Here is a 21,393-nt window from a genome sequence, read left to right as displayed (position 1 = left end):
TTTTTTTGCGATCTCGTTCGGCTTAAGCATCAGTAATGCTATGCTAAAACTAGTGGCTGCAAATAAAAAGAGAGGCTTTTTTAACAATGCAAACTAATGATTTGGGATTCATTGCGAGCATTCTGTTCGTACTAGTTCCCGCAATTTTTTTAGTATTACTTTACACCTTGACTGTGAGTAGAGAAGGCGGAAGAAACGATTCTTAATTAAGACTTCATTCTAAGAATAGGAAAAACCCCGACACTATGTATAAGTGTAGGGGTTTTATCTATCAACCGCGAAATCTATAGTTAAATGAATCGAATCTAAAATAGCGTTTAGGCTGCGGCAGTACGCGCTAGTAAAACCGGACAGGTAGCATTAATTCTGACATAATCAGACAATGAAGTACCTATAAGTTTATCCAAATCTACAAAATTCTTAGCTATTGTTGGGCGACGATCTGGGGAACCGACTAATAATAAGTCTATATTCATCTCTTCTGACAAGCTACAAATTTTTTCGCCCGGTTTACCAATACCGAGTATACTGCGAGATTTAACACCTTGTTTTTGAGCTTTATTCGCTGCTGCTTCTAAAATAGGGTGTTTATCTGCCTTAACCTGTGCAGTTTCGGCTGATGGACTCTTTAAGTCAGTCATAACGTGAGTTAAAAATAACTCGCCGCCTTTGATATCTTTTAGTAAGAATAAAGCCAAGTCTAAACAGTACTGTGACGCTTCCGATTTGTCAATCGCCACCATAACCCGGTTAATTGCTTTTACATAAATATCATCTTTAACCAGTAACATGGGACGAGAAGTCAGCTGAAAAACATACTGGCTGACTGAATTAGCCAAAATTGATTGCAAGCGCTTGAGTCCTCTTGAACCCATAATAATCAAATCGGCATCGATTTCATTTGCCACCTGGCCAACCACGTCTTTAGGTTCACCTTGACGCAGCACCGAATTAACTTGATTGGGATTTAGCTGCAACTTTTGAATAGCGCTTGCTAAAATTTTACCGCCTTCTTCCCACTTAGCTGTCATTGCTTCGGCAGTGGTTTGTGGAGGAACAACGTGCAAAACGGTAACTTTCGCTCGTTGGATTGATGGTATTTCCTCCATCTGTTTGAGCATTTCTTCCGCGTGTCCCAATCCTGAGACAGCTAGCAAAATATTTTGCATCATAGGGACATTTTTTGTATTGCCTAGCTTGGGTTTTTACCGCCTTGCTCCAATTTCCTCTGTTGTTTGTCCCAGACCTAATTAGACAAATGACAAAGGACAAAGGGCGGTTATGTATATATGAACCATTATATTTAAGGTTAAAAATAAAAGTTCTATATCATCTAGCCTACTTCTAATTCTGCACTATTAACTTCACGAATAATGATGAAATTTATTAGTTGTAATCTATGTTTAATAAAGTTAATTAAAACTAAGTAAAGTCTTATAAAAATAGTCAATACAGAAAGTCAAGCTGTAAAGTTTGGTGAATTAAAATCTTCAATTATTCTATTCTATGTATAGAAGCATTATGTGAAAATATGTAAAGTATAAAAAACTGTATTTTTTGATATTAGATTGCAGTTTCTCAAAATTGGCGTTAGTTATCGGGAGCAACGCTTTTCTTATTTTGGATTACTCCCTTACCTCTCTTGTTAGACATCTCCGGAAATGAAAAAAACCTCTCTTCGCTGCTCCGGGAAGGGGGCAGGGGGGTTAGGTTAATCTGTAAATTTAAAACCATATAAATGTTTTCCGGAGATGTCTATTGGCATTAATGAAAAAATTAAAGAATAGGAATAAATAAAAACTAATTACCTATTACCAATTCCCAACTAATTAAGCCGCACTTTTTAAACCATTATGCTTGAGTAAAGGTTCGGTACTAGGCTCTCTACCCCGGAAAGATTTAAATACTTCCATTGGGTGTTTGCTACCGCCAAGTGCAAGTACGGTATCCCGATAGCGTTTGCCGATTTTTTTAACTTCTTGTTCGTCTTCTAATCCAGCTTCTTCAAAAGCAGCAAAGGCATCTGCACTAAGAACTTCAGCCCACTTGTAGCTGTAATAACCTGCTGCATATCCGCCAGCAAAGATGTGTCCGAAGGCGCAGAGGAAATTATCTTCAGGGAGTGGTGGCAATACGGTGGTATTTTTGGCGATGCGACTGCGTACATCGTCGGGAGTTTCGTCACCACCAGGACGATAGCGGTAGTGTAATTCTATATCGAGCAAGCTAAAGTGCAGTTGACGCAACATTCCGCTACCGCTCATATAGTTACGTGCTGCGACAAGTTTCTGATAATAATGTTCTGGCAAAGGTTCGCCGGTTTCGTAATGCTTTGCCATTCCCATCAAAGTCGGGCGTTCGTAACACCAGTTTTCCATAAACTGGCTGGGTAATTCTACGGCATCCCATTCGACATTATTAATACCAGCAGCGCTAGGATAATTAATTTTGGTCAGCATATGCTGCAAACCGTGACCAAATTCATGGAAGAGGGTTTCTACTTCCGTAAAGGTCATTAAGCTGGGTTTATCGTCAACCGGGGGAGTTTGGTTGCATATCAAATAAGCAACGGGTAACTGAATATCAGTTTTACCGTTTTTTTCAATTTGACGGCGATTTAAACAGGTATCCATCCATGCACCACCACGTTTTTCAGCAGGGCGACTGTAGGGATCTAAATAGAAATAAGCTATGGGATTACCCGTTTCATCGGCTATTTGAAAATAGCGGACATTTTCATGCCATACCGGAGCTTGTCCGTCAGCAGGAGTAACGCTAACGTTGAATAAGCGTTTTACTAATCCAAATAAGCCATCGAGAACTTGAGGAAGTGGGAAATAAGGACGTAATTCTTCTTGTGTAAAATCAAACTTCTCTTCCCGCTGACGCTCTGCCCAAAAGGTGATATCCCAGTTTTTTAAATCCTTCGCTTCTGGGGCATTTTTAGAAGCTGCAAATTCTTTTAATTCTGCAAATTCTTTTTGTGCGGCATCGTAACTGGTAAGACGCAATTCTTCCAGAAGTTTATCTACTGCTTCTACGCTAGGAGCCATTTTACTAGCTAAACTGACCTCGGCATAGTTTTTGTATCCAAGTAATTCAGCTAATTCCTGCCTTAACTCCAAAATACGCTTAATTATCGGTCTATTATCCAACTCTCCCGAAGATGCGCGAGAGATAAAGGCTTTATATAACTGTTCGCGTAAATCCCGACGCTTGCTGTGCTGCATGAAAGGAGCATAGCTGGGAAAATCCAAAGTTACCAGCCAAGGGCCATTTTCTGGAGTTGCATTTTCTTCACCAGCATCTCGTGCTGCTTGCGCTGCTAAACTTAGCCAGCTTGCAGGTAAACCTTCGACTTCTTCAGTATTTACTAACTTTAAACTAAAAGCTTTAGTTGCATCTAAAACATGATTTGAGAACTTTGTGGAAATTTCCGCCATTTCCATTTGAATAGCGTTGAAACGTTCTTGCGCTTCACCTTCCAAACCAATACCAGCAAGTTCCGCATCGCGGATTGATGATTCAACAATTCGCTGTTGTGCTGAATCCAAAGTATTCCAAATATCACCTTCGCGCAAGGCTTTAAAAGCGTTGTAAATAGGTTTACTTTGGCTGAGTCGATTAGAAAACTGCACTATTCGAGGTTGTGAAGTTTCGTAAGCTTGTCGTAATTCGGGGCTATTTTTCACACCCATCAAATGGCTAACAATACCCCAACTCCAAGTTAAGCGTTCGGTTAAGCGTTCTAAAGGTTCTACCAAACCGCTCCAAGTGGGTTTTATATCAGCTTCTAATTGAGTAAGTTCTTCGTTTAGTTCTGAAAGTAATTGATTTAAAGCAGGTTCTACGTGTTCCGGCTTAACTTCTGCAAAAGGAGGTAAACCCGAACATTTGAGCAAGGGATTATCCGAGATAGCAACGTTTGTGGTCATAAATGTGTGTGAGAGACAAATATTCTATTATATAGTTCTAATTTTATGAGTATTCGTAAATAAGCGCGTTTGTGGAATTCCGTACCGAAGAGGATGGGGAGATGGGGGGATGGGGAGACAAGGGGATGGGGAGTGTCAATTCTTCCCTCTGCGTACTCTGCGTCTAGAAGGGTTTTTATAAAATAAATTCTGAAAATAATGGCGATCGCCGCTACTGAAATCCGCTGCAAGTTTGCTTGTATCTAGTACACCACGGCTTAAATAAGGCAACCATTAAAAATGGCTGAAAAGCTTAGAAAATCAAACTTCTTACTTCTTACTTCCGCCAAGCGGTACTAGGTTATTCTGGTTTATATTTTTTTACTATCAAATTGACACGGGAGCGTGAGAACCCCTACCTTTTAAGGAGGGGATGAAACGCGACGCGACGGGTTTTAACCCGGTGTTTTTTATTTCCCACGTTGATTTTCAATATACTTTTTAACTACCTCAGTGCTGACTTGACCTGTTGAAGCTACAAAATAGGTTGGTGTCCACAAAGACGGTAGTTTTTTTAGTTGCGGGAACTCTTTTCTAAGATGATGGGATGCTCGACCTTTTACCCATCTGGCAATATCTGCGGGTGATTCATGGGTAGAAGTAACGGACTACACTGGTGAATGTATAATAATCCCCATAGTTCATTCCCTTCTAGTAAAGGCATGACAATCTGGGCTTTGACTAGGAAACTTTCAATAATATCTTGATAAGGCAGCTTTGAGTCTGTACCTTTGACAACAGACATTACCTGCATTTCCCCTTGACTAAACTGTGGTGCATACTTTTCGCCAAAGTCATAGTCTTGTACCTTTACTCCTAAAGCAGAATCGAACTTAGGTAGCACGTCTTCAGAAATAAACTCACCACTGCTAAAATTTTCATCGGCATCAAAGCGGAAAACCCCTACTCTATCGACTTTTAGCCATCGGCGTATTTCCTGTACCGTAGTCTTGAAAATTGTTTCTAAATCGAGGGATTCGCGAATCTTGACAACTACATCAAATAAAATTCGACGCTGCTCTGCGGCTTGTTGCAAATCATCAGCACGGCTTCGGGTTTCCGAAAGGGTTTCCGAACTTTGAATGGCTAATCCTACTTGGTTGGCAACCTGTTGTAAAAATTCTACTTCCACCTCATCCCAATGACGGGGTGCAGAGTGTTGGTAAGCTGCCAACAAACCCCACAGATTTCGTCCGATAAAGATTGGGGTTAAGGCATAAGCACGGATTTTGAACTGCTGTAAAATGTCCATGTGACAGCGGGTATGTCCGGCTTCATAGATATCGGCTACAGCAAAACTTTCATTGTTGCGGTATCGTCCCCCTTTAGTTTCTTGGAGATGGGTATCTTCCCACACCAGATTTTTACCAAAGGGATTGATGCTCTCCCATTGCGTTTCCACCATGCCAAAATTGCTGACAAATTCCCCACTCCAATCTTCATTGAAGCGATAAACGGCAATCCGTTCAACACGCATCAGTTTACACACTTCTTGGCAAGTGTTTTTCAAGATGACATCTATATTTAAGGAGGAACGAATATTGGTAACAACTTCAGTTAAGGCACGCTGCCGAGCAATCGAACCCTTTAATGCAGAAGCTTGCTGTTTCGACTGTGCCAAAATCTCCGCTTGCTGAATTGCTACCCCTAATTGCGCCCCCACCTGTCTGAGAAATTCAACTTCATAATCTGCCCATTGGCGGGTTCCAGAATGCTGATAGGCTGCTATGAGTCCCCACAGTTTTGAACCTACAAAAATTGGAGCCAGAGCATAAGCGCGAATTTTGTATTGCTCCAAAATATCCATATGACAGCGGGTATGTTCAGCTTCATAAATATCGGTGACGGCAAAAGTTTCATTGTTGCGGTATCTTCCACCTTTAGTTTCTTGGAGGTGGGTATCTTCCCACACCAGATTTTTACCAAAGGGATTAACTTTATCCCAACCTGCCTCTACCGTGCCAAAATTGCTGACAAACTCCCCACTCCAATCTTCATTGAAGCGATAAACCCCTGCTCGTTCGATTTTGAATAGCTTACAAATTTCCTGACAAGCAGTATTGAGAATCAAGTTTGTATCAAGGGAAGAACGAATATTTCCCACAACTTCCATTAAGGCACGCTGACGAGCAATTGAATCCTGCTTGTTTTTTTGCTGCTCTTGATTTCGCTGGATTGCCAAACCAACATGGCTGGCTGCTTGCGCGACAAACTCAACCTCATGGGAATGCCATTGTCGGGGTGCAGAGTGTTGATAAGCCCCCATCAAACCCCATAATTTTTCACCCACAAAAATCGGCGCGATCGCATATGCTCGAGTTTGAAACTGTTCTAATATTTCAATATGACAGCGTGAATGTCCGGCTCGATAAATGTCAGCTACAGCAAATGGCTCATTATTTTTGTATCTTCCCCCTTGAGTTTCTTGCAAATGGGAATCCTTCCAAACCAAGCCTTGTCCAAAAGTTTTGAGTATATCCCAAGGAGCTTCCGCAAAACCCAAATAATTGACAAAACTACCGCTCCAGTCTTCATTAAAGCGGTAGATTCCAACCCTTTCTATTTTTAATAACCGACAAACATCTTGAGAAGAAGTTGCACAAAGAGTAGTCAAATTGACAGAAGCACGAATTTTCGCCAAAATTCTTTCTAATATTTTCTGATATTCATCCCTCAAATTCAGTTGATTTTGGCATTCTTGCAAATTCAACTCGTTTGAGTCAGTACTGTGACTTATTATCATACCAATAATGAGAATTTAATATTATCTTTAGTTTCAGTATTCCCATTTGTATTTAATAAATCACAGTACTGACAAAGATTCTTGTGTGACGTACCTACACTTCTCTTCGAGTAAGTGTAGGCTTCTCAGAGACTCTAGGCAACCCTAGACATTAACTGAGCTTGATTATACAGGTCGTGCGCCCCACGATCAGCAATGTTGATTGCTGCGTTATGGTCGCGGCACAAAGAAGTATGACAAACCGGGCAATTATGCATTCTCTGCGATAACGGTTTCTTAACTTTGTGACCACAACTTGAACATTCTTGAGAAGTCCCATGAGGCTTTACTGGGATTACCAACAAACCAGCATTTTCGGCTTTGTTTGTAAGTATTGATAAAAATTGCCCCCAGCCTGCATCATGAATACTTTTAGCAAGTCTAGTCCTAGCTAGACCTTTTATGTTTAACTTTTCAACTGCTACTACATCATACTTTTTGAGCAGTTGATTAGCCGTTTTGAAGTGAAAATCTTTTCGAGTATCAGCTACTTTTTTATGTTGTCTGCCCAATTTACGGATAGCTTTCTTGCGTCTATTAGAGCCTTTTTTACGCCTAGTAACACATTTTTGAGCCTTACGTAATTTACGCTCTGCCTTCCGTAAATGTTTTGGGGCTGCAACACGTTCATTGTCAGATGTTACGAAAAAGTCTATTAATCCTACATCAATTCCTACAATTTTATCTGTATCAAAGTCAGATTTAACTGTTGGTACTGTCTTATCATCAAGACTCAAAGTAACATAATAACCATCAGCTTTCTTGGTGAGAGATACAATTTTTATTGTGAACCCGTCCGGAATAGGACGATGAACAATTACTTTTACATCGCCGATTTTTGAAAGCTTTATAACTTCATTTGAAAAATGATGTTGCTTGAACTGCTGATAAGTAAAAGTATTGTACTGACCTTCACCTTTAAATCTAGGTCTACCTGACTTTTTACCATTAACGTCACCTTTCAACCATCTGTTCATCGCTTTCTCTACTCTTTTTGGAACTTCCTGTAATACCTGAGAGTGAATTTCTTTGTACCAAGGACGCTCTTTTTTTAGTTGCGTTAGAGATGCTTTTTGATTGTAATAATTTGGTTGTTCGGATAATTCTGGTAGATGACAAATGCTCCTACAACATCTATCAATAGAACAACGGTTTTGTTCGTACCAGTTAAATCTTTGAGCCAACAAAAAATTGTATTGATGACGCAACATATTTAATGTGTTATCAATTTTCGCTGCTTGCTGTTTTGTCGGTTTAATTTTGTACTGGTAAGAAGTTCTCATTGATTTATTCCTTGATTCGACCTATAAATACAGTAACATAAAGTTATAACGATGTACACACATATAAATGAAAAATAAAGGTTTACGAATACGAATTAGCGAAAGACGGCTCAATAAGTTACGTCAATATGCGGCTTTTAGAGATAAAACCATGACCGCAATTCTTGAAGATTTGATTGACTCGTTGCCATCCGAAGAGATTGATAAAAGTCTCGCTGTCCTAAAAAGCTCGTCGTAAACATTGCAATTTAGGACGCAAGACTTTTATCCTCGAATTCATCTCACCGCCTCACTTCGTGTAGGCGGGAGGCTTCTTCGGTTTTAGCTAAATTTTTGGATTTAAATCACGTTCGTAATTTCAAAAGTTTCCAACACCATCCACATTACAAATAATCCATACATTCCTAGTAATACTACGCATTCTTTCTTACTTAAAAATAATCAACTTTTTAGACGAACATAAAATAATCTTTGGTTTGCAAGCTTGTTACGCTGTCGCAGCGGCTCTGGGCTATAGGAAATTTAAAAATATTTATCTTCGTAGTTTAAGCTTTTTTGTTGATTAGTATCGGTTATTTATAATAGAAAATTAGTTTATTTTTAAATAAGTCTAAATAAATTACTTATTTCCTCTATTTTCTATACGTCTCTATCGCTTTCCCAATATCATTAAAGTTTGTCAAACTTACGGTATCGATCCACACTCAGATTCTATTCCTGTGGCTCCTGCCGCTCACTACTGGATGGGAGGAATCGCTACAGATTTCGCGGACAAACTTCTATCCTTGGTTTATATGCGATTGGCGAAACTGCTAGTATAGGAGTTCATGGAGCTAATCGTTTGGCGAGTAATTCCTTGTTGGAGTGTTTGGTATTTGCGGCTCAACTATCCCAAATAGAAAGTCACTAGCTCTGTCAACTTGTGTTGGGATGTTAGTTGGAGCGTTGTTAGTTAGGGCTAGAATAACCGCCTTTAATTGTCTTCTGAGAAAAAGGGTTAGCAGTGCGATCGTTCGCACTGCCGGTTCACCATATTTTGATACAATCATTCAATAGCTGATTGATTTTTTGTAGCTAAGTATATTCCGAACAAAATTATCGGAAAAGCTAAAAGAGTATAGAAATTTAGTCTTTCCGAGAAAATTAACCAAGCAAAGATAGCTGAAATAATTGGATCGAGTAAAAACGTGACAGCAACAAATCCTGATGACATCCAGTTTAAAGCATATAACATAGCAGTATTAGCTAAAACTGTCAGCAAACCTAATCCAACAATAATTAACCATTCACTCCCCGAAGTTGGTAAAATTTTATCATGGGATATTAACAAGATAGGTAAAACTCCCAGAGTTCCAGTAAGGCAGCAGTAGAATAGTGTGGTAATAGCATCTAATTGGTTTTTGACTCGTTCGGCTAAGAGTAAATATATTGCAAAAAACAATGCAGACAAAAGGGCAATTGCGTCACCTTGCAACTTACCACTGCCGGATACAAAATCACCAAGTCCAAGAATCACTGAGCCACTAATAGATATGCTTAAACCAATAATGAATTTTTTTTCCCAGATTTGATTAAATAATAGCCACCCTGCAATAGCAACAAATACAGGTGTAAAATTATGCAAAAGTGCAGAGTTAGCAATATTAGTCTGTGTTATCGACCAAGCCCAGGCAATTGGTGACAATGCAAAAAATATTCCTGTTGCTATTATAAACAGTACTATATTTTGGTTAATATAGGGAAGAAATGCTTTAGGTAAGTCCTTGGAAAATTGATTTTGTATAGGAAAGAATTTCTTCCACAATCCCAAGATAATGCTAGCAATCCAGAGGCGATGAAAGATCAGAGCATTGGGGCTAATTGTATTTTCACCGAATCGAATCAAGATAGGAACAAAAGCCCAACTAATAAGACAGATCCCTAGAGCTGCGATCGCTCTCGTTTTGCCATTGGAAAGGAAAGAAGATTCTTGAAATACTGCTAATCTACTAGTCATAATCTATTTATTTTTCCTAATACTCGATTTTTAGTTAGTTTTTAAACCCTTGGCATGAATCGGCATAGAATACTAGGCATAGGAAAAACGAGCGAGGAAAAAAACCCTCGTTCCACTGACTTGATTTTCTTGTGATATCAATTCCGTCCAAGTTCTCTGGAAAAGCCCATATTTTAATTTATATCATGTCCGCTTAAAAAATTATCATAAAGAGTTACGCGGTGAAACGGTGAATGAAGCGGAAAATTTCTATGGTAAGTGATGAGTCACAAGTCGAGCTTAGGAACGAACGCTTGAATAACCGAACTATACTCCCAAGGTTAGTTGCAATAGTTCAGATTACATTAGTAATCTCAAAAGTTTCCAACACCATCCAGAATACAAATAACCCATACATTCCTAGCAATACTACGCATTCTTTCTTACTTAAAGCTAACCCCGTGCGAAGCATTGCAAATAATACAATAGTTGCGAAAGTTAATACACCCATCATCGGCGCAGCAACGGCAAAATCAATTATTGAAGCACCAGCAATCATTACTCCTACGGGAATCGCTACGAGTAAATCAAAAATATTGCTACCTAAAACATTGGCGAGGCTGATAATCCCGTCACCTCTTTTAGCGGCGCGGATACTAACAAAAGCATCGGGTAAACTAGTACCAGCAGCAATAACAGTAATACCCCAGAGAAAAGTTGGCGTACTTAAAACTTTCCCCAAACCAATTGCTCCGGAAACTAATCCTTCAACGCTGACAACAATCAGAACCAAACTAAATAACAATCGCAGCCATTCTTTACCAATACGAATATTTGATGGACGCTGACGGTTATTCGTTTGATTATCTTCCATAGTGTCTTGCTGCTGCAAAAATAAATATAGTCCGTAAAGAGATAAAGGCATCAAAGCAATTAATCGGTTCATTTTACCCTGCAACATCACACCAGGTACGGGGTTATAAATCACTGCAAAAGTAAAAGCTAGTAATAATACGGTAATGCTAGTAATATAGAATTGAGCATCTTTGTAAACTAAAAGGCGATCGGCACTCAAGCGTTGACCAACTAAACCGGAAATTCCGGGGATGACAAGAATATTGAAAATAGCCGAACCTACAATAGCTGCAACACCCAAATCAAACTGTTTGTGAACGAGCGTTGCAAGTACCGCACTAGATAATTCCGGGAAACTTGAGCCTACCGCAACCACAACGCTTCCTTGAACAACGGGTGGTAGTCGATAGTATTCCGATAATTTTTCGGCAGCAGTTTCTAACATAAAGCTGCCTTTCCAAACTACAGCAGTAGATATTACTATCAGAAAAATATATAAAATTAATTGTAGTGGGTTCATTGGCTGGAGTTAATTTTAGTGTTTACTAAGAGTCGCACGTCAAGACACAAAGACGCAAAGTTTCAGGAATACATTGTTGGATTTTATTTGATGAGGAAACGGGAAGAAAAACTATAATCAACTTTTTAGACGAGCATAAAATAATCTTCGGTTTCCAAGCTTGTTACGCTGTCGCAGCTGCTCTGGGCTATAGGTATATCATGTAAATTTATGATGTAATTAGTGAATTGAACTGCCGTTGAACATTCATCTGCGTTCTTCGTGTCACTTTCTTGTCACATTTTGGTGAAACAATGAATATGGGAGAGTTAAAAGGTAATTTACAATAAATAACTATTTTTCAGCCTAAGTTTGACAGCAATTTCTGTAATTATAATTATAATTTTATTAATTTTAGCTACAGCACGAACGCAAGCCATAATTAGTAATTTACAACAGTGTGTTAATAGCACGACTATCTTATGCTGATTTTTTATAATCTCGCTATAGCTTATTTGTTAACTACCTCTATTTATTTAAAAAAGTTATATTTATAGCTAAAATAATTTGGTTGATTCGTATTGTAAATTTTCGAGCAAATCGTATTTATTCTTACTCTCTTCATTCTTTTAAAAGACTTATCTCTATTAACTTATTTTCTTTGTTTAATATACGTATATGCTGTTTTTTCTTTCGGTAATCGTAGAACCGGGAAGAAACTAATACTATTTCTTCTGTACAGTTTTGATTTCTATATTTAAGTAAAAAAATATTTTATTAATACATGAATACTGTGTTAACAGCATACTTGTAATTCTTTTATGCTGCGAATATCAAAATACAATCCTTAAGATAGATATTTTATAAAAAATAAATAATTGTAGCTTCCAAAAGTCAAACTTAAGATAGATATACTTAAGATAAAATTATTTTTACTATATTCAATAGTCGCATTATGAGCAAAGAGAATTTGTAAAGATATGCAGTTTTTTTCTGATTTGTCTAAATATTGAAATTGGATTTTTGTCGTCTGTGAAAAATTTTAATGGTTATAAAAATAGCCATAAATATTACAGCATTACTGCACGGCATTAGCAAGCAAATTAAAGTTCATAAAATCGGTTCGTGAAGTTAACTCACTCCCTCAGGCAAATAACTTAAAATCAGATTCAAAAAACATTATGATTGCTAACCGCATGGATTCAATTGACCTTCTAACTATCAGTAAAACCTTAGCTTTAATTTTTTTGAAACAAGGTAACTACCACGTCAATCGTAAGCGAACTTAGCATACCAGTACCAATAGGAGAAGCCTCTTGAAATTAGCTGCGCGTCCGATAGTAACTCTTAAACCAACTCTTTCCCTCACCGATACGATTGCGATAATTGTGGGAGTAGTAGTTGGTGCTAGCGTTTTTGAAACTCCCTCATTAGTGGCTGCAAACGCTGGTAGTGTAGAAATTGCCTTATTGACATGGGGACTTGGTGGAGTAATTTCTTTAATTGGTGCATTGTGCTATGCCGAACTCGCAACGACTTATCCGCATCCCGGCGGAACCTATTACTACCTCAGAAGAGGGTTAGGTAGCGCAATCGGTTTTTTGTTTGCATGGACTCGGATGAGCGTGATTCAAACTGGCTCAATTGCATTATTAGCCTTTGTGTTTGGGGATTATGCCTCGCAACTGTGGCGATTGGGAATTTATTCTCCCTCTATTTATGCCGCGATCGCAATTATGCTGCTAACTGGATTAAATCTGCTTGGTGTTCGTCAAGGCAAACGAACGCAAAACTTGTTAGCAGTTGCTCAAGTTGCAGGATTAATCCTCATCTGTGCCATTGGTTTATTCGGAGTTTCATCTTCTGCTGCGCCTACTCTACCCCTGGATGGAGCAGAAGAAGCTACTTCAAATAATCTAGGTATGATAATGGTATTTGTGTTGCTTAGTTACGGCGGATGGAACGAAGCTGCGTATATTTCAGCAGAAGTTCGCGATGGTAGCCGAAATATTGTGCGAGCTTTGATTTGGAGTATTGCTATTATTACCGCGCTCTATTTGCTCGTCAACTTGGCACTAATTCGAGGGCTAGGATTAAGCCGAATGGCAGATTCTCAAGCAGTCGTCGCAGACTTGATGCGCTTAAACATGGGAGAAGTCGGTGCCGTATTGACGAGTTCCTTGGTTGCGATCGCCACGATTTGCTCGCTCAACGCCACAATTTTAACTGGTGCCCGCACAAATTACGCCTTGGGACGTGATTTCTCAGTTTTTAGCTTTTTAGGACGCGGACGCGAAAGTACCCCAACAAATGCTTTGATAGTACAGGGTTTGATTGCACTTGTACTGGTGATGGTGGGAACTTTTGCTCGTCAAGGCTTTGAGACGATGGTAGATTATACGGCTCCAGCATTCTGGTTTTTCTTTCTATTGAGCGGTATATCACTATTTGTATTGCGAAGACGCGAGCCGAATATTAATCGTTCGTTCAAAGTTCCATTTTATCCTCTGACTCCGCTTGCATTTTGTGGAATTTGCATATATATGCTGCAAGCGAGTTTAGCGTACACCGGATGGGGCGGTTTGCTAGGTGTCATAGTGTTACTACTAGGACTACCTTTGCTGTGGTGGACGCAAAAATTTTCAATAAATACGGGGAACGATTAGCGAATATTTGTTTGCCACTGCGTGACCCTTAATCAATCTTAACTTTCAGGAGATTTGCATGATTTCAGTAAAACACACTATTACATCATTAGTAATTGGTATCAGTTTAATTGGTACTGGATGCAGTCCAACTACTACTGCCACAACTCAAAATGAATCTACTCAAGCTCAAGTACCTACAACTTCAACTCCAGCACCATCCCCACCTTTGCGTTCTCCCGATGTAGTGTATGTGCCTACACCACCTGAAGTAGTTGAGCAAATGTTAGAAATGGCTGAGGTTAATAAAAACGACGTTCTTTATGACTTAGGTAGTGGAGATGGACGCATCCCCATTGCAGCAGTACAAAAACGCGATGTTCGTCGCGCTGTAGGCATTGACATCAATCCAGAGCGCATTCAAGAAGCTAATGCCAATGCTCAAAAAGCCGGAGTCACTGACCGAGTTACCTTTCTTAACCAAGATTTGTTTAAAAGTGATTTTAGCGATGCTACTGTAATGACGCTATATCTATTACCTTCATTAAACGTCAAACTTAGACCGCAGTTATTTAGCCAGTTGAAACCCGGAACGCGCATTGTTTCTCACGATTTTGACATGGGTGAATGGAAGCCCGAACGCGTAGAGAAAGTTCAAACTAATGGACGGACTCATACGGTTTATCTGTGGACAGTCCCTGAAAATCCGCCTGCTAACTTAAAATAGTTGACTTAAAGAGCTTGATAAAGAGCGTTAGTTGAGGAAATTCCAAAATCTAAAGTTCAACTAACGCTCGAAATCACCTACATTAACTTCAAGTAACTGGTTCAATGCATAGTAGATAAGAATCATGTCAATCGAACACAAATTTGGATTAATATTTGCCAGTGCCTTTTTGACTCTCCACACCGCTAAAAGCGGTGGGATTCATATGGCATAGTTAGAATATCCACATTATCCATTGATTTAATCTAACAGGTTCCCAGGCTCACTCCGTTCTCCATGAAGGAGGAGTGATATCTCCTTAACTGCGCCAATTCGCAAGAAGGGCGTATACTTCCCGAAAGTCCCTCGGTAGGTTTTATAGTCTTGTACTGACTGATTCAATTATATCATTTCACGGCACTTAAAAGTACCTACTCCAATTTCATCCCACGATTGAAAACCGTGGGCTTTCATTGTCATGAATCCTGTAAATGTTATTAGTCTTGGATGCGCTCAGTACAGTTTACAAGAGCCAACCATTATTCCAACAGTTCGAGCGCAAACACAGATTCAAAAGGTTCAAGCTTCTCAACGCGAACCGGATGTTATTTATGTCACAACACCGCAAGAAATTGTCGATGAAATGCTCGAATTAGCTTCATTAACAAAAAATGATGTCATTTACGACTTAGGTAGTGGAGACGGTCGAATTCCGATTACGGCAGCACAAAGGTATAATGCTCGCGGTGTTGGCATTGACATTAACCCAAAACGGATTAAACAAGCAAATGCAAATGCTCGCTCCTCTGGAGTTACAAATCGAGTCAAGTTTCTCCAGCAAGACTTATTTACCAGCGATATGAGCGAAGCTACTGTCGTGACGCTAGAGGGGCAACCCGAACTCAACTTGAAACTACGACCTCAACTGTTAGAACAACTCAAACCAGGTACCCGTATTGTTTCCTACGCATTTGACATGGGCGAATGGAAACCCAATCGCGTGGTACAAACTAAAAGAGGAACTAGAATTTATCTATGGGTTGTTCCCGAAGAAATTCCAGCCAATGTACGGTCAAATATCTTAGAAAATTCCAGCGAGTTTGCACCTGGGTATATTCATTTAATTAATCGTCTCAGAATGAATAACGATGTGGAAGAATTTGAAGATATCAATTAATAAATAGAGAATTTCACGTAAATACGCAAAGTTTTAGGAATACATTGTTAAATTTTTTTGGTTCTTCAGCACTTGGTATGCTAACTAAATAATCGTAAAAAGGCAGAAGGCAGCTTTGCTGTAGGCAGAAGGGAAAAAAAACGATTTTAGGAAGAAATCAAGTTAATAATAGTCAAAGTCTTTGCATAGTAAGTGTTGCAGCACTTTATTGCTCATAATTTAGCATACTATGTAATGAAGAGCCATTTTTTTTGATGGAATGACACCCACCTTTTAAAAAATCCCACCTCACTTTCTTCAGCAGTTTCTTTACTAGAAGCTGTATGAATGATAGCGAAGTGGTTTTTGATGTAGAAAAAAAAAGTTATGTTAACTTCCCAGTGAAAAAGGAAGCAAATTAAACCGATCGCACACGGCTAAACCAAAAAGCGTTAAAGCAATTAGCAGAAATACGATATCGCCAAAGTCTAATTTATTTAAACCTTTACCATGTCCTTTGATAAAGCCCCGCATTTCTAAAGCTGACATCAAAACGGGGCCACGTCTAAGTACTGCAAATAATACAGGAAGCGAAATTCGTAAGGAATTCCAGATAAATCGAATCGGACGTTTGGGTTCTAAATCGACACCTTTTATTTTCATCGCATCAGCAATGCGGAAAGTTTCGCTCAAAGTCGCGTACAGCAATCGATAAGATAAACCAACTGCAAAAGCAACTACCGCAGGTACCCGCAAACCCCGCAAACCTCTGGTTAAATCGTCAGCATCCATCGTTGAAAGCAAGCTAAGACTAACTATAATCGCCGCAGTCCAAGCTAACACCAAACGCAGTTCACCGCTCAAAGCTTCCATTGCTTTACCGTATTCACCAGCTAGTAATTCGCTACCTGCGGGGATAATAATTATCGTCACAAAAGTTGGAATATGAATCGCCCACAACACAGCTATCCACTTCCACGAAGTTCCAGCTAAAGTTGCCAAAACCAGCCCCAAACCAACGGCGATCGCCAACCATTGCCAAGTAGGAGCTAAGAATAAATAAAGGAATAGCAGAAAGAAAATAAACAGTTTCACACGGGAATCGCGGTTGTGAATAACCGTATCTTTATCTTGATAAATTACTGGTACGCGAGATGAAGTCATTTTTATGATTTTGGAATTTAGATTTTGGAATTTAGATTTTGGATTTGAGATGGGGAATGGGGCATAGGGCATTGGGGATAGTTAGGAGTTAGGAGTGAGGAGTTAAGAGTTATAAAAACATCTGTAGTGGGAGCATCTTGCTCCCTTGTTGTTTCCACAACCCATGCCCTATGCGCCATGCCCAATCCCCAACAACTAACCACTAACAACTAACAACTAACAACTAATTTTGAAATCAATTCGTCACAGGTAAACGCATTTATACCCAAACGTTTTGCTAGTCTTGCGGCTGCGGGTAAATGTACGTCCATTTCTTCGAGTCTTTCCCAGTTATCGGCTGCGAATGCTTCATTTATCGGGCTTTGCAACTGGATTTTCCCTTGTTTTAATACTGTTACTGTGTCGGCAACTTCACAGACGAAATCAATATTATTACTGACTAAAAGTACGGCTTTACCTTTCTCGCAAACTTTAGTTAATAACTCTGCAATCTGACGACGAGATGATGCACTCAAACCAACTGTGGGTTCGTCAAGAATTAACACTTTTGGGTCTACAATTAAAGCTGCGGCGATGGTAACGAGTTTGCGCTGTCCTCGCGATAGTAAGATGGGGTCTTTGTCAAGTATTTTTTCATCAATTCCGACTAACTCGCAGACGCGGGATAACTGTTCGGTAATATGGTCATCTTCGTAATTTTTTTCTCGTGAAAACAAACCTTTTCTTTGATACTGCCGCTGTTTAAGAGGAAAAGCAATTTCTTCTCGCACCGTTTTTTCACTGATTTGTTCGTCTGGATTTTGAAAAACGGTTCCAATCGTTAACCCTAATTCGGGAACGGTTTTCTGATCTATGTCGATATCACAGACTGTAACTTTACCAATGCTTGGTGACAATAACCCGGCGATGTGCTTGACAACAGTTGTTTTACCAGCACCACTATGACCGATAAGTGCGTGAATTTCTCCTTCGCGGATTTCAATATCTATGTCTTCAAGGGCTTGATTTTCATCGGAATAGCTATAGCTGAGATTCTCAACTTTTACTAAGGCTTGACCGAAATTCGTTGATTTTTTATTCTCCGGTTCCGGCTCTTGTTCTTGTTTTTGTTTATAAGAACGTGGTTCGATAGTTATGTAACTGCTGCTGTAATTTTGATTTTGTAAGTTTTGATTTGAATTTTGATTTGAATTTCGATTTGTAAACTTATCTTGCGGAAAATCTTCTGGCGTGAGTGGCATTTCCGATAAACCCAGAGCCTTAGCAACGCGCAAGCTTACGGGAATATCGATATCGGCACGGGAAAGAAGCTCTTCATTTTGCAGAATCTCCTCCGGTTTACCTTCTGCAACAATTTCACCGTCAATCAAAACCAATATCCTGTCGGCACACTGTACGAGGATATCAATATCTTGCTCGACGATTATCTGAGTTCTATCACCGCAAAACTCACTGACAATACTTTTAACCTGCGCTTGTCCGGAACTATCTAATTTATCGATGACGCTATCAAGGATAAGTATCTGGGGTTCTATTGCCAAAGTTGCGGCGATCGCCAATCTCTGTTGTTGTCCCCCGGAAAGTTGCCAAATCCGGGTTTTCTCGATTTTTTCTCCTGTACCCAAACCGACTTTTTCTAAAAGTTCTCGCGCTCGATTGTTTGCATCTTCCGGACTTTTACCATGATTGAGTAACGGTGTTGTCACTTCATCGAGTACCTTAATTTGCACCAACTGCGCCGAATAATCCTCGAACACCATCCCCACTTGTCTATCCTGCTTGCGGTTATCAGAACCCAGTTTACGATTATCTACTCTTAGCGAACCTTCAAAATCACCACCTACAATCCGAGGCGCAAAATCAGCGATCGCCATGCACAAAGTTGTCTTTCCCGCCGCCAAAGGTCCGATAATACCGATAACTTCACCCTGTTTAATCTCAAACGATATACCTTCGATAGTTGCTTTTTCGGTTGCTGGGTAATTAAAAGTAAAGTTTTTTGCACTAACTATTGACATTTATCCCTCCGTTATTACTCACATCACGCGAATTCTCTACTCCCTACTCCCTATTGCCTACTCCCTATTCCCTTAATAAATTCAACTTGCATTAACTTGTCTATTGCTTCTTCGTCTGCGACTTTTACCCCTCGGTGCAAAGCCAAAGTAACGCTCAACTCTTCCGTAAAGATGAGGCATAATCAAAATCAAGGGAATCGCACCCCCAAGTAAACCATCGGCAATTGTGTTACCAACAGCACTCCAAAGAGCAACTGACCAAGTTTCTGCACTAAAAATGATAAAACTTGTAGCCTCAATCACTGCATGAACTAACCCAGCCATCACAGCCGCTATAAACAGACGAAATTTATTCAGCGGATTGCTACCGACGATGTAACCAGCGAGAATGAAAGCCACCACATAACCAATTGCCCCAATTGGATCGTCAATTTCATAGCCTTCGAGCAAATCTCGCAGAAACTCTCCCAACATTGCCCCCAAGGAAACAGTCACAACCGGCATACCTTTGGGAACCAGAGCAACGAATGCCAAAGGTATAAAAAATGGCTTCAAGTCAATATCAACGGGAATTTCCGGTACCGCTTCAAATAACGTCAGCGCCAAAAAGAAAATTACCGAACATAAGACAGCTATTACAGTTAACTTCGATGTATTAGTATGTTCCACGATTAAATTTGTTTAATTCGTATTTAATAACTTGCAATTTTCACAACAAAATTTACCTATGCATAAAGATGCAAGGTTAGATAAACACTATTAAAAATGTCAGAAGCTCAGATATAAAAGCAGATGTATTACGGATATTCGGCTCCGCACGTCTGCCATTACAGCTTTTATTTATAATTAATAGACACGAAGATTCTCCCTGGTTTCAGTTTTTATTACTTATACCTTTAGAGAGAAATTTAAGTTTAATTAGGATATTTAATAAAAAATTAAATAATTTTTAAATAGACCTTAAATAGTTATTAAACTAATTGTCAAGATAAGCCGACAAAATTAAAGTTGGGAACTAATAACTGGTAACTGTATTTGCCCATAAAAACTAAAGTCAGAAGCTAGAAAAGTGAATTTCTAAGTTCTGACCTATGTTTATTATGATATTTTTAATTAAAAATCTAACAATACTTTAATATTCGTCATTATGATATTTGTTTTATTTACTGTTTTATTTACAATCAGAACCAATACATTTAACCGTTTTTACAGCCTCAACTTCATTTCCCACAAACAGATTAAATTTAGGTTGCCAAATATATAGTTGGTAAACTCCCAACAACAGCAATACACTACCTATTTGTATAATCGATGGAGCCGATACAAACCCCATTACCAAAAGTATTGCTCCGGTAAAAAGTACTGCTATACGATATACTTCCTCAGCTATATTGAGTCCCAGCCAAATAGCACCTAACCCAAGAATAAATAGCACTGGATAAACTGTTAACATTTTTATCTCCTAAATTTAGCATTAAAATCATCTATCACTCTATTACAATAGCAATTGTTTTAACGTTAGATAAAGATTGTTTTACAATTCTAAATATTCAGCTTCTAAAGATATTAAAATATCACCAGAAAAGCTTGTTACAAGATACTTTACTTAACATTTATTCAAGTTGCTACGGTTTTAATCTAATGTTTTGTAAAACGTCAACTGTATATTACTCATGAATAATGATTTTGCAATCCATATTTATAGGGATCAACTATATAATAACAGGATTGAAAACTATGGTTGATTGCATAATTACTTTTTATAAAGAAAAGAACCAGTTTCGGGCATCAATTTAGATGATTGCGCTTCAGTTAAGATATTGCTGCCGTGTTTAGAACAACGACGGCGACGGAAAGCTTTATCTAAACGTGAATTTTAACCTAAAAGATTTTAGATTTTAGATTTTAGATTTTAAATTTTGGATTGAATTACGAAGGTTGGGGGAACAGACAAAGAAAACTGCATTCATGAATTATGAAAATTTGGGAACAATCTAAAATCCTAAATCTAAAATCCAAAATTGATTAACCGATTAACCGTTAATACTCATTTGAATACCTTCACCAACAAATCAACATATGAGCATTAAATAACCGATGAGACAGTTTCAAAAATTAATCACTTAACTATTTCAATAATAGATTTTCAAAAAGACTATCATTTTTGTGCGATTAAACAACCAATAGAATCAATATTACAGAAAAACAAATGAAAATATATACTCCTTAAGTGGTATTTAGAGATTTACTTCAGGAAAGTAAATTAATTAAAATTCAGGTATTTAAACTTATGATTATAGCCGTACATACTATGCGGTCATTTATTGCTTAAAAGC

General features: G+C 38.7%; 15 protein-coding genes and 2 pseudogenes. 6 read left to right on the top strand and 11 right to left on the bottom strand.

The genetic code is table 11. The features are described 5' to 3' along the window. The first annotated feature begins 86 nt into the window (after positions 1 to 86). The gene (gene psbM, locus ACM03V_RS19675; protein WP_414622489.1) at positions 87 to 206 is read left to right on the top strand and encodes a photosystem II reaction center protein PsbM; all 120 of its coding nucleotides are present in this window, start codon (positions 87 to 89) and stop codon (positions 204 to 206) included. Positions 207 to 317: 111 nt separating this feature from the next. Here the strand turns inward: psbM and ACM03V_RS19670 are convergent, their stop codons facing one another. From ACM03V_RS19670 to ACM03V_RS19650, 5 genes and pseudogenes are all read right to left on the bottom strand, one after another. Then, positions 318 to 1,172: a universal stress protein gene (locus ACM03V_RS19670; RefSeq protein ID WP_414622488.1), complete on the bottom strand. Its 855-nt coding sequence runs from the start codon at positions 1,170 to 1,172 to the stop codon at positions 318 to 320. Between the two features lie 657 nt (positions 1,173 to 1,829). After that, positions 1,830 to 3,935 carry a M3 family metallopeptidase gene (locus tag ACM03V_RS19665; RefSeq protein WP_414622487.1) on the bottom strand — a complete coding sequence of 702 codons (2,106 nt, stop codon included), beginning with the start codon at positions 3,933 to 3,935 and terminating at the stop codon, positions 1,830 to 1,832. A 449-nt stretch (positions 3,936 to 4,384) separates the two neighbouring features. Further along, positions 4,385 to 4,537: pseudogene (locus tag ACM03V_RS19660) on the bottom strand (IS200/IS605 family transposase); the annotation flags it as partial. Continuing rightward, on the bottom strand, positions 4,534 to 6,717 hold the full coding sequence (locus tag ACM03V_RS19655) for a GAF domain-containing protein (RefSeq protein ID WP_414622486.1): 2,184 nt from the start codon (positions 6,715 to 6,717) through the stop codon (positions 4,534 to 4,536). The gene ACM03V_RS19655 and the pseudogene ACM03V_RS19660, both read right to left, overlap by 4 nt. 134 nt (positions 6,718 to 6,851) lie before the next feature. After that, positions 6,852 to 8,039 carry an RNA-guided endonuclease InsQ/TnpB family protein gene (locus tag ACM03V_RS19650; protein ID WP_414622485.1) on the bottom strand — a complete coding sequence of 396 codons (1,188 nt, stop codon included), beginning with the start codon at positions 8,037 to 8,039 and terminating at the stop codon, positions 6,852 to 6,854. 67 nt (positions 8,040 to 8,106) lie between these two features. Between ACM03V_RS19650 and ACM03V_RS19645 the strand changes: the two genes are divergently transcribed. Beyond that, entirely contained in the window at positions 8,107 to 8,277 is a 171-nt protein-coding gene (locus ACM03V_RS19645) for a hypothetical protein (RefSeq protein WP_414622484.1), read from the top strand. 412 nt (positions 8,278 to 8,689) lie between these two features. After that, positions 8,690 to 8,940: pseudogene (locus ACM03V_RS19640) on the top strand (FAD-binding protein); the annotation flags it as partial. A gap of 144 nt (positions 8,941 to 9,084) precedes the next feature. Here ACM03V_RS19640 and ACM03V_RS19635 read toward each other — a convergent pair. Further along, positions 9,085 to 10,035, bottom strand: a complete 951-nt coding sequence (locus tag ACM03V_RS19635; protein WP_414622483.1) for a DMT family transporter — start codon at positions 10,033 to 10,035, stop codon at positions 9,085 to 9,087. 334 nt (positions 10,036 to 10,369) lie between these two features. Beyond that, a complete protein-coding gene (locus tag ACM03V_RS19630) occupies positions 10,370 to 11,389 on the bottom strand; it encodes a sodium:calcium antiporter (RefSeq protein ID WP_414622482.1) in 1,020 nt (339 codons plus the stop codon). A 1,295-nt stretch (positions 11,390 to 12,684) separates the two neighbouring features. On the opposite strand from ACM03V_RS19630, the gene ACM03V_RS19625 reads away from it, so the two are divergent. From ACM03V_RS19625 to ACM03V_RS19615, 3 genes are all read left to right on the top strand, one after another. Beyond that, positions 12,685 to 14,034, top strand: coding sequence for an APC family permease (locus ACM03V_RS19625; RefSeq protein WP_414622481.1), 1,350 nt, complete (start codon positions 12,685 to 12,687; stop codon positions 14,032 to 14,034). A gap of 61 nt (positions 14,035 to 14,095) precedes the next feature. Then, positions 14,096 to 14,740, top strand: coding sequence for a methyltransferase domain-containing protein (locus ACM03V_RS19620; RefSeq protein ID WP_414622555.1), 645 nt, complete (start codon positions 14,096 to 14,098; stop codon positions 14,738 to 14,740). Between the two features lie 457 nt (positions 14,741 to 15,197). Beyond that, complete coding sequence (locus ACM03V_RS19615) at positions 15,198 to 15,896, top strand: SAM-dependent methyltransferase (RefSeq protein ID WP_414622480.1); 699 nt, start codon at positions 15,198 to 15,200, stop codon at positions 15,894 to 15,896. A gap of 369 nt (positions 15,897 to 16,265) precedes the next feature. On the opposite strand, the gene ACM03V_RS19610 is transcribed toward ACM03V_RS19615, so the two are convergent. The 4 genes from ACM03V_RS19610 to ACM03V_RS19595 all read right to left on the bottom strand — a co-directional run bounded on the left by ACM03V_RS19610 (position 16,266) and on the right by ACM03V_RS19595 (position 20,510). Next, complete coding sequence (locus ACM03V_RS19610; protein ID WP_414622479.1) at positions 16,266 to 17,039, bottom strand: energy-coupling factor transporter transmembrane component T family protein; 774 nt, start codon at positions 17,037 to 17,039, stop codon at positions 16,266 to 16,268. A 209-nt stretch (positions 17,040 to 17,248) separates the two neighbouring features. Then, on the bottom strand, positions 17,249 to 19,057 hold the full coding sequence (locus ACM03V_RS19605) for an ABC transporter ATP-binding protein (RefSeq protein WP_414622478.1): 1,809 nt from the start codon (positions 19,055 to 19,057) through the stop codon (positions 17,249 to 17,251). 81 nt (positions 19,058 to 19,138) lie between these two features. Further along, a complete protein-coding gene (locus ACM03V_RS19600; protein ID WP_414622477.1) occupies positions 19,139 to 19,726 on the bottom strand; it encodes a hypothetical protein in 588 nt (195 codons plus the stop codon). 502 nt (positions 19,727 to 20,228) lie between these two features. Then, complete coding sequence (locus ACM03V_RS19595) at positions 20,229 to 20,510, bottom strand: hypothetical protein (protein WP_414622476.1); 282 nt, start codon at positions 20,508 to 20,510, stop codon at positions 20,229 to 20,231. Positions 20,511 to 21,393 lie beyond the last annotated feature (883 nt).

The organism is Calothrix sp. CCY 0018 (genome assembly GCF_963920925.1).
Classification (GTDB): Bacteria; Cyanobacteriota; Cyanobacteriia; order Cyanobacteriales; family Nostocaceae; genus Rivularia.
The sequence above is the reverse complement of the archived record's forward strand: the minus strand, read 5'-3'. Positions and strand labels throughout refer to the sequence as shown.

Bases quoted from the DNA above. Each gene is read 5' to 3' on its own strand.
- ACM03V_RS19605 (WP_414622478.1), bottom strand. From the start codon at position 19,057: ATGTCAATAGTTAGTGCAAAAAACTTTACTTTTAATTACCCAGCAACC.
- ACM03V_RS19635 (WP_414622483.1), bottom strand. From the start codon at position 10,035: ATGACTAGTAGATTAGCAGTATTTCAAGAATCTTCTTTCCTTTCCAAT.
- ACM03V_RS19650 (WP_414622485.1), bottom strand. From the start codon at position 8,039: ATGAGAACTTCTTACCAGTACAAAATTAAACCGACAAAACAGCAAGCA.
- ACM03V_RS19655 (WP_414622486.1), bottom strand. From the start codon at position 6,717: ATGATAATAAGTCACAGTACTGACTCAAACGAGTTGAATTTGCAAGAA.
- ACM03V_RS19670 (WP_414622488.1), bottom strand. From the start codon at position 1,172: ATGATGCAAAATATTTTGCTAGCTGTCTCAGGATTGGGACACGCGGAA.
- ACM03V_RS19665 (WP_414622487.1), bottom strand. From the start codon at position 3,935: ATGACCACAAACGTTGCTATCTCGGATAATCCCTTGCTCAAATGTTCG.
- ACM03V_RS19630 (WP_414622482.1), bottom strand. From the start codon at position 11,389: ATGAACCCACTACAATTAATTTTATATATTTTTCTGATAGTAATATCT.
- ACM03V_RS19645 (WP_414622484.1), top strand. From the start codon at position 8,107: ATGAAAAATAAAGGTTTACGAATACGAATTAGCGAAAGACGGCTCAAT.
- psbM (WP_414622489.1), top strand. From the start codon at position 87: ATGCAAACTAATGATTTGGGATTCATTGCGAGCATTCTGTTCGTACTA.
- ACM03V_RS19610 (WP_414622479.1), bottom strand. From the start codon at position 17,039: ATGACTTCATCTCGCGTACCAGTAATTTATCAAGATAAAGATACGGTT.
- ACM03V_RS19615 (WP_414622480.1), top strand. From the start codon at position 15,198: ATGAATCCTGTAAATGTTATTAGTCTTGGATGCGCTCAGTACAGTTTA.
- ACM03V_RS19595 (WP_414622476.1), bottom strand. From the start codon at position 20,510: ATGTTAACAGTTTATCCAGTGCTATTTATTCTTGGGTTAGGTGCTATT.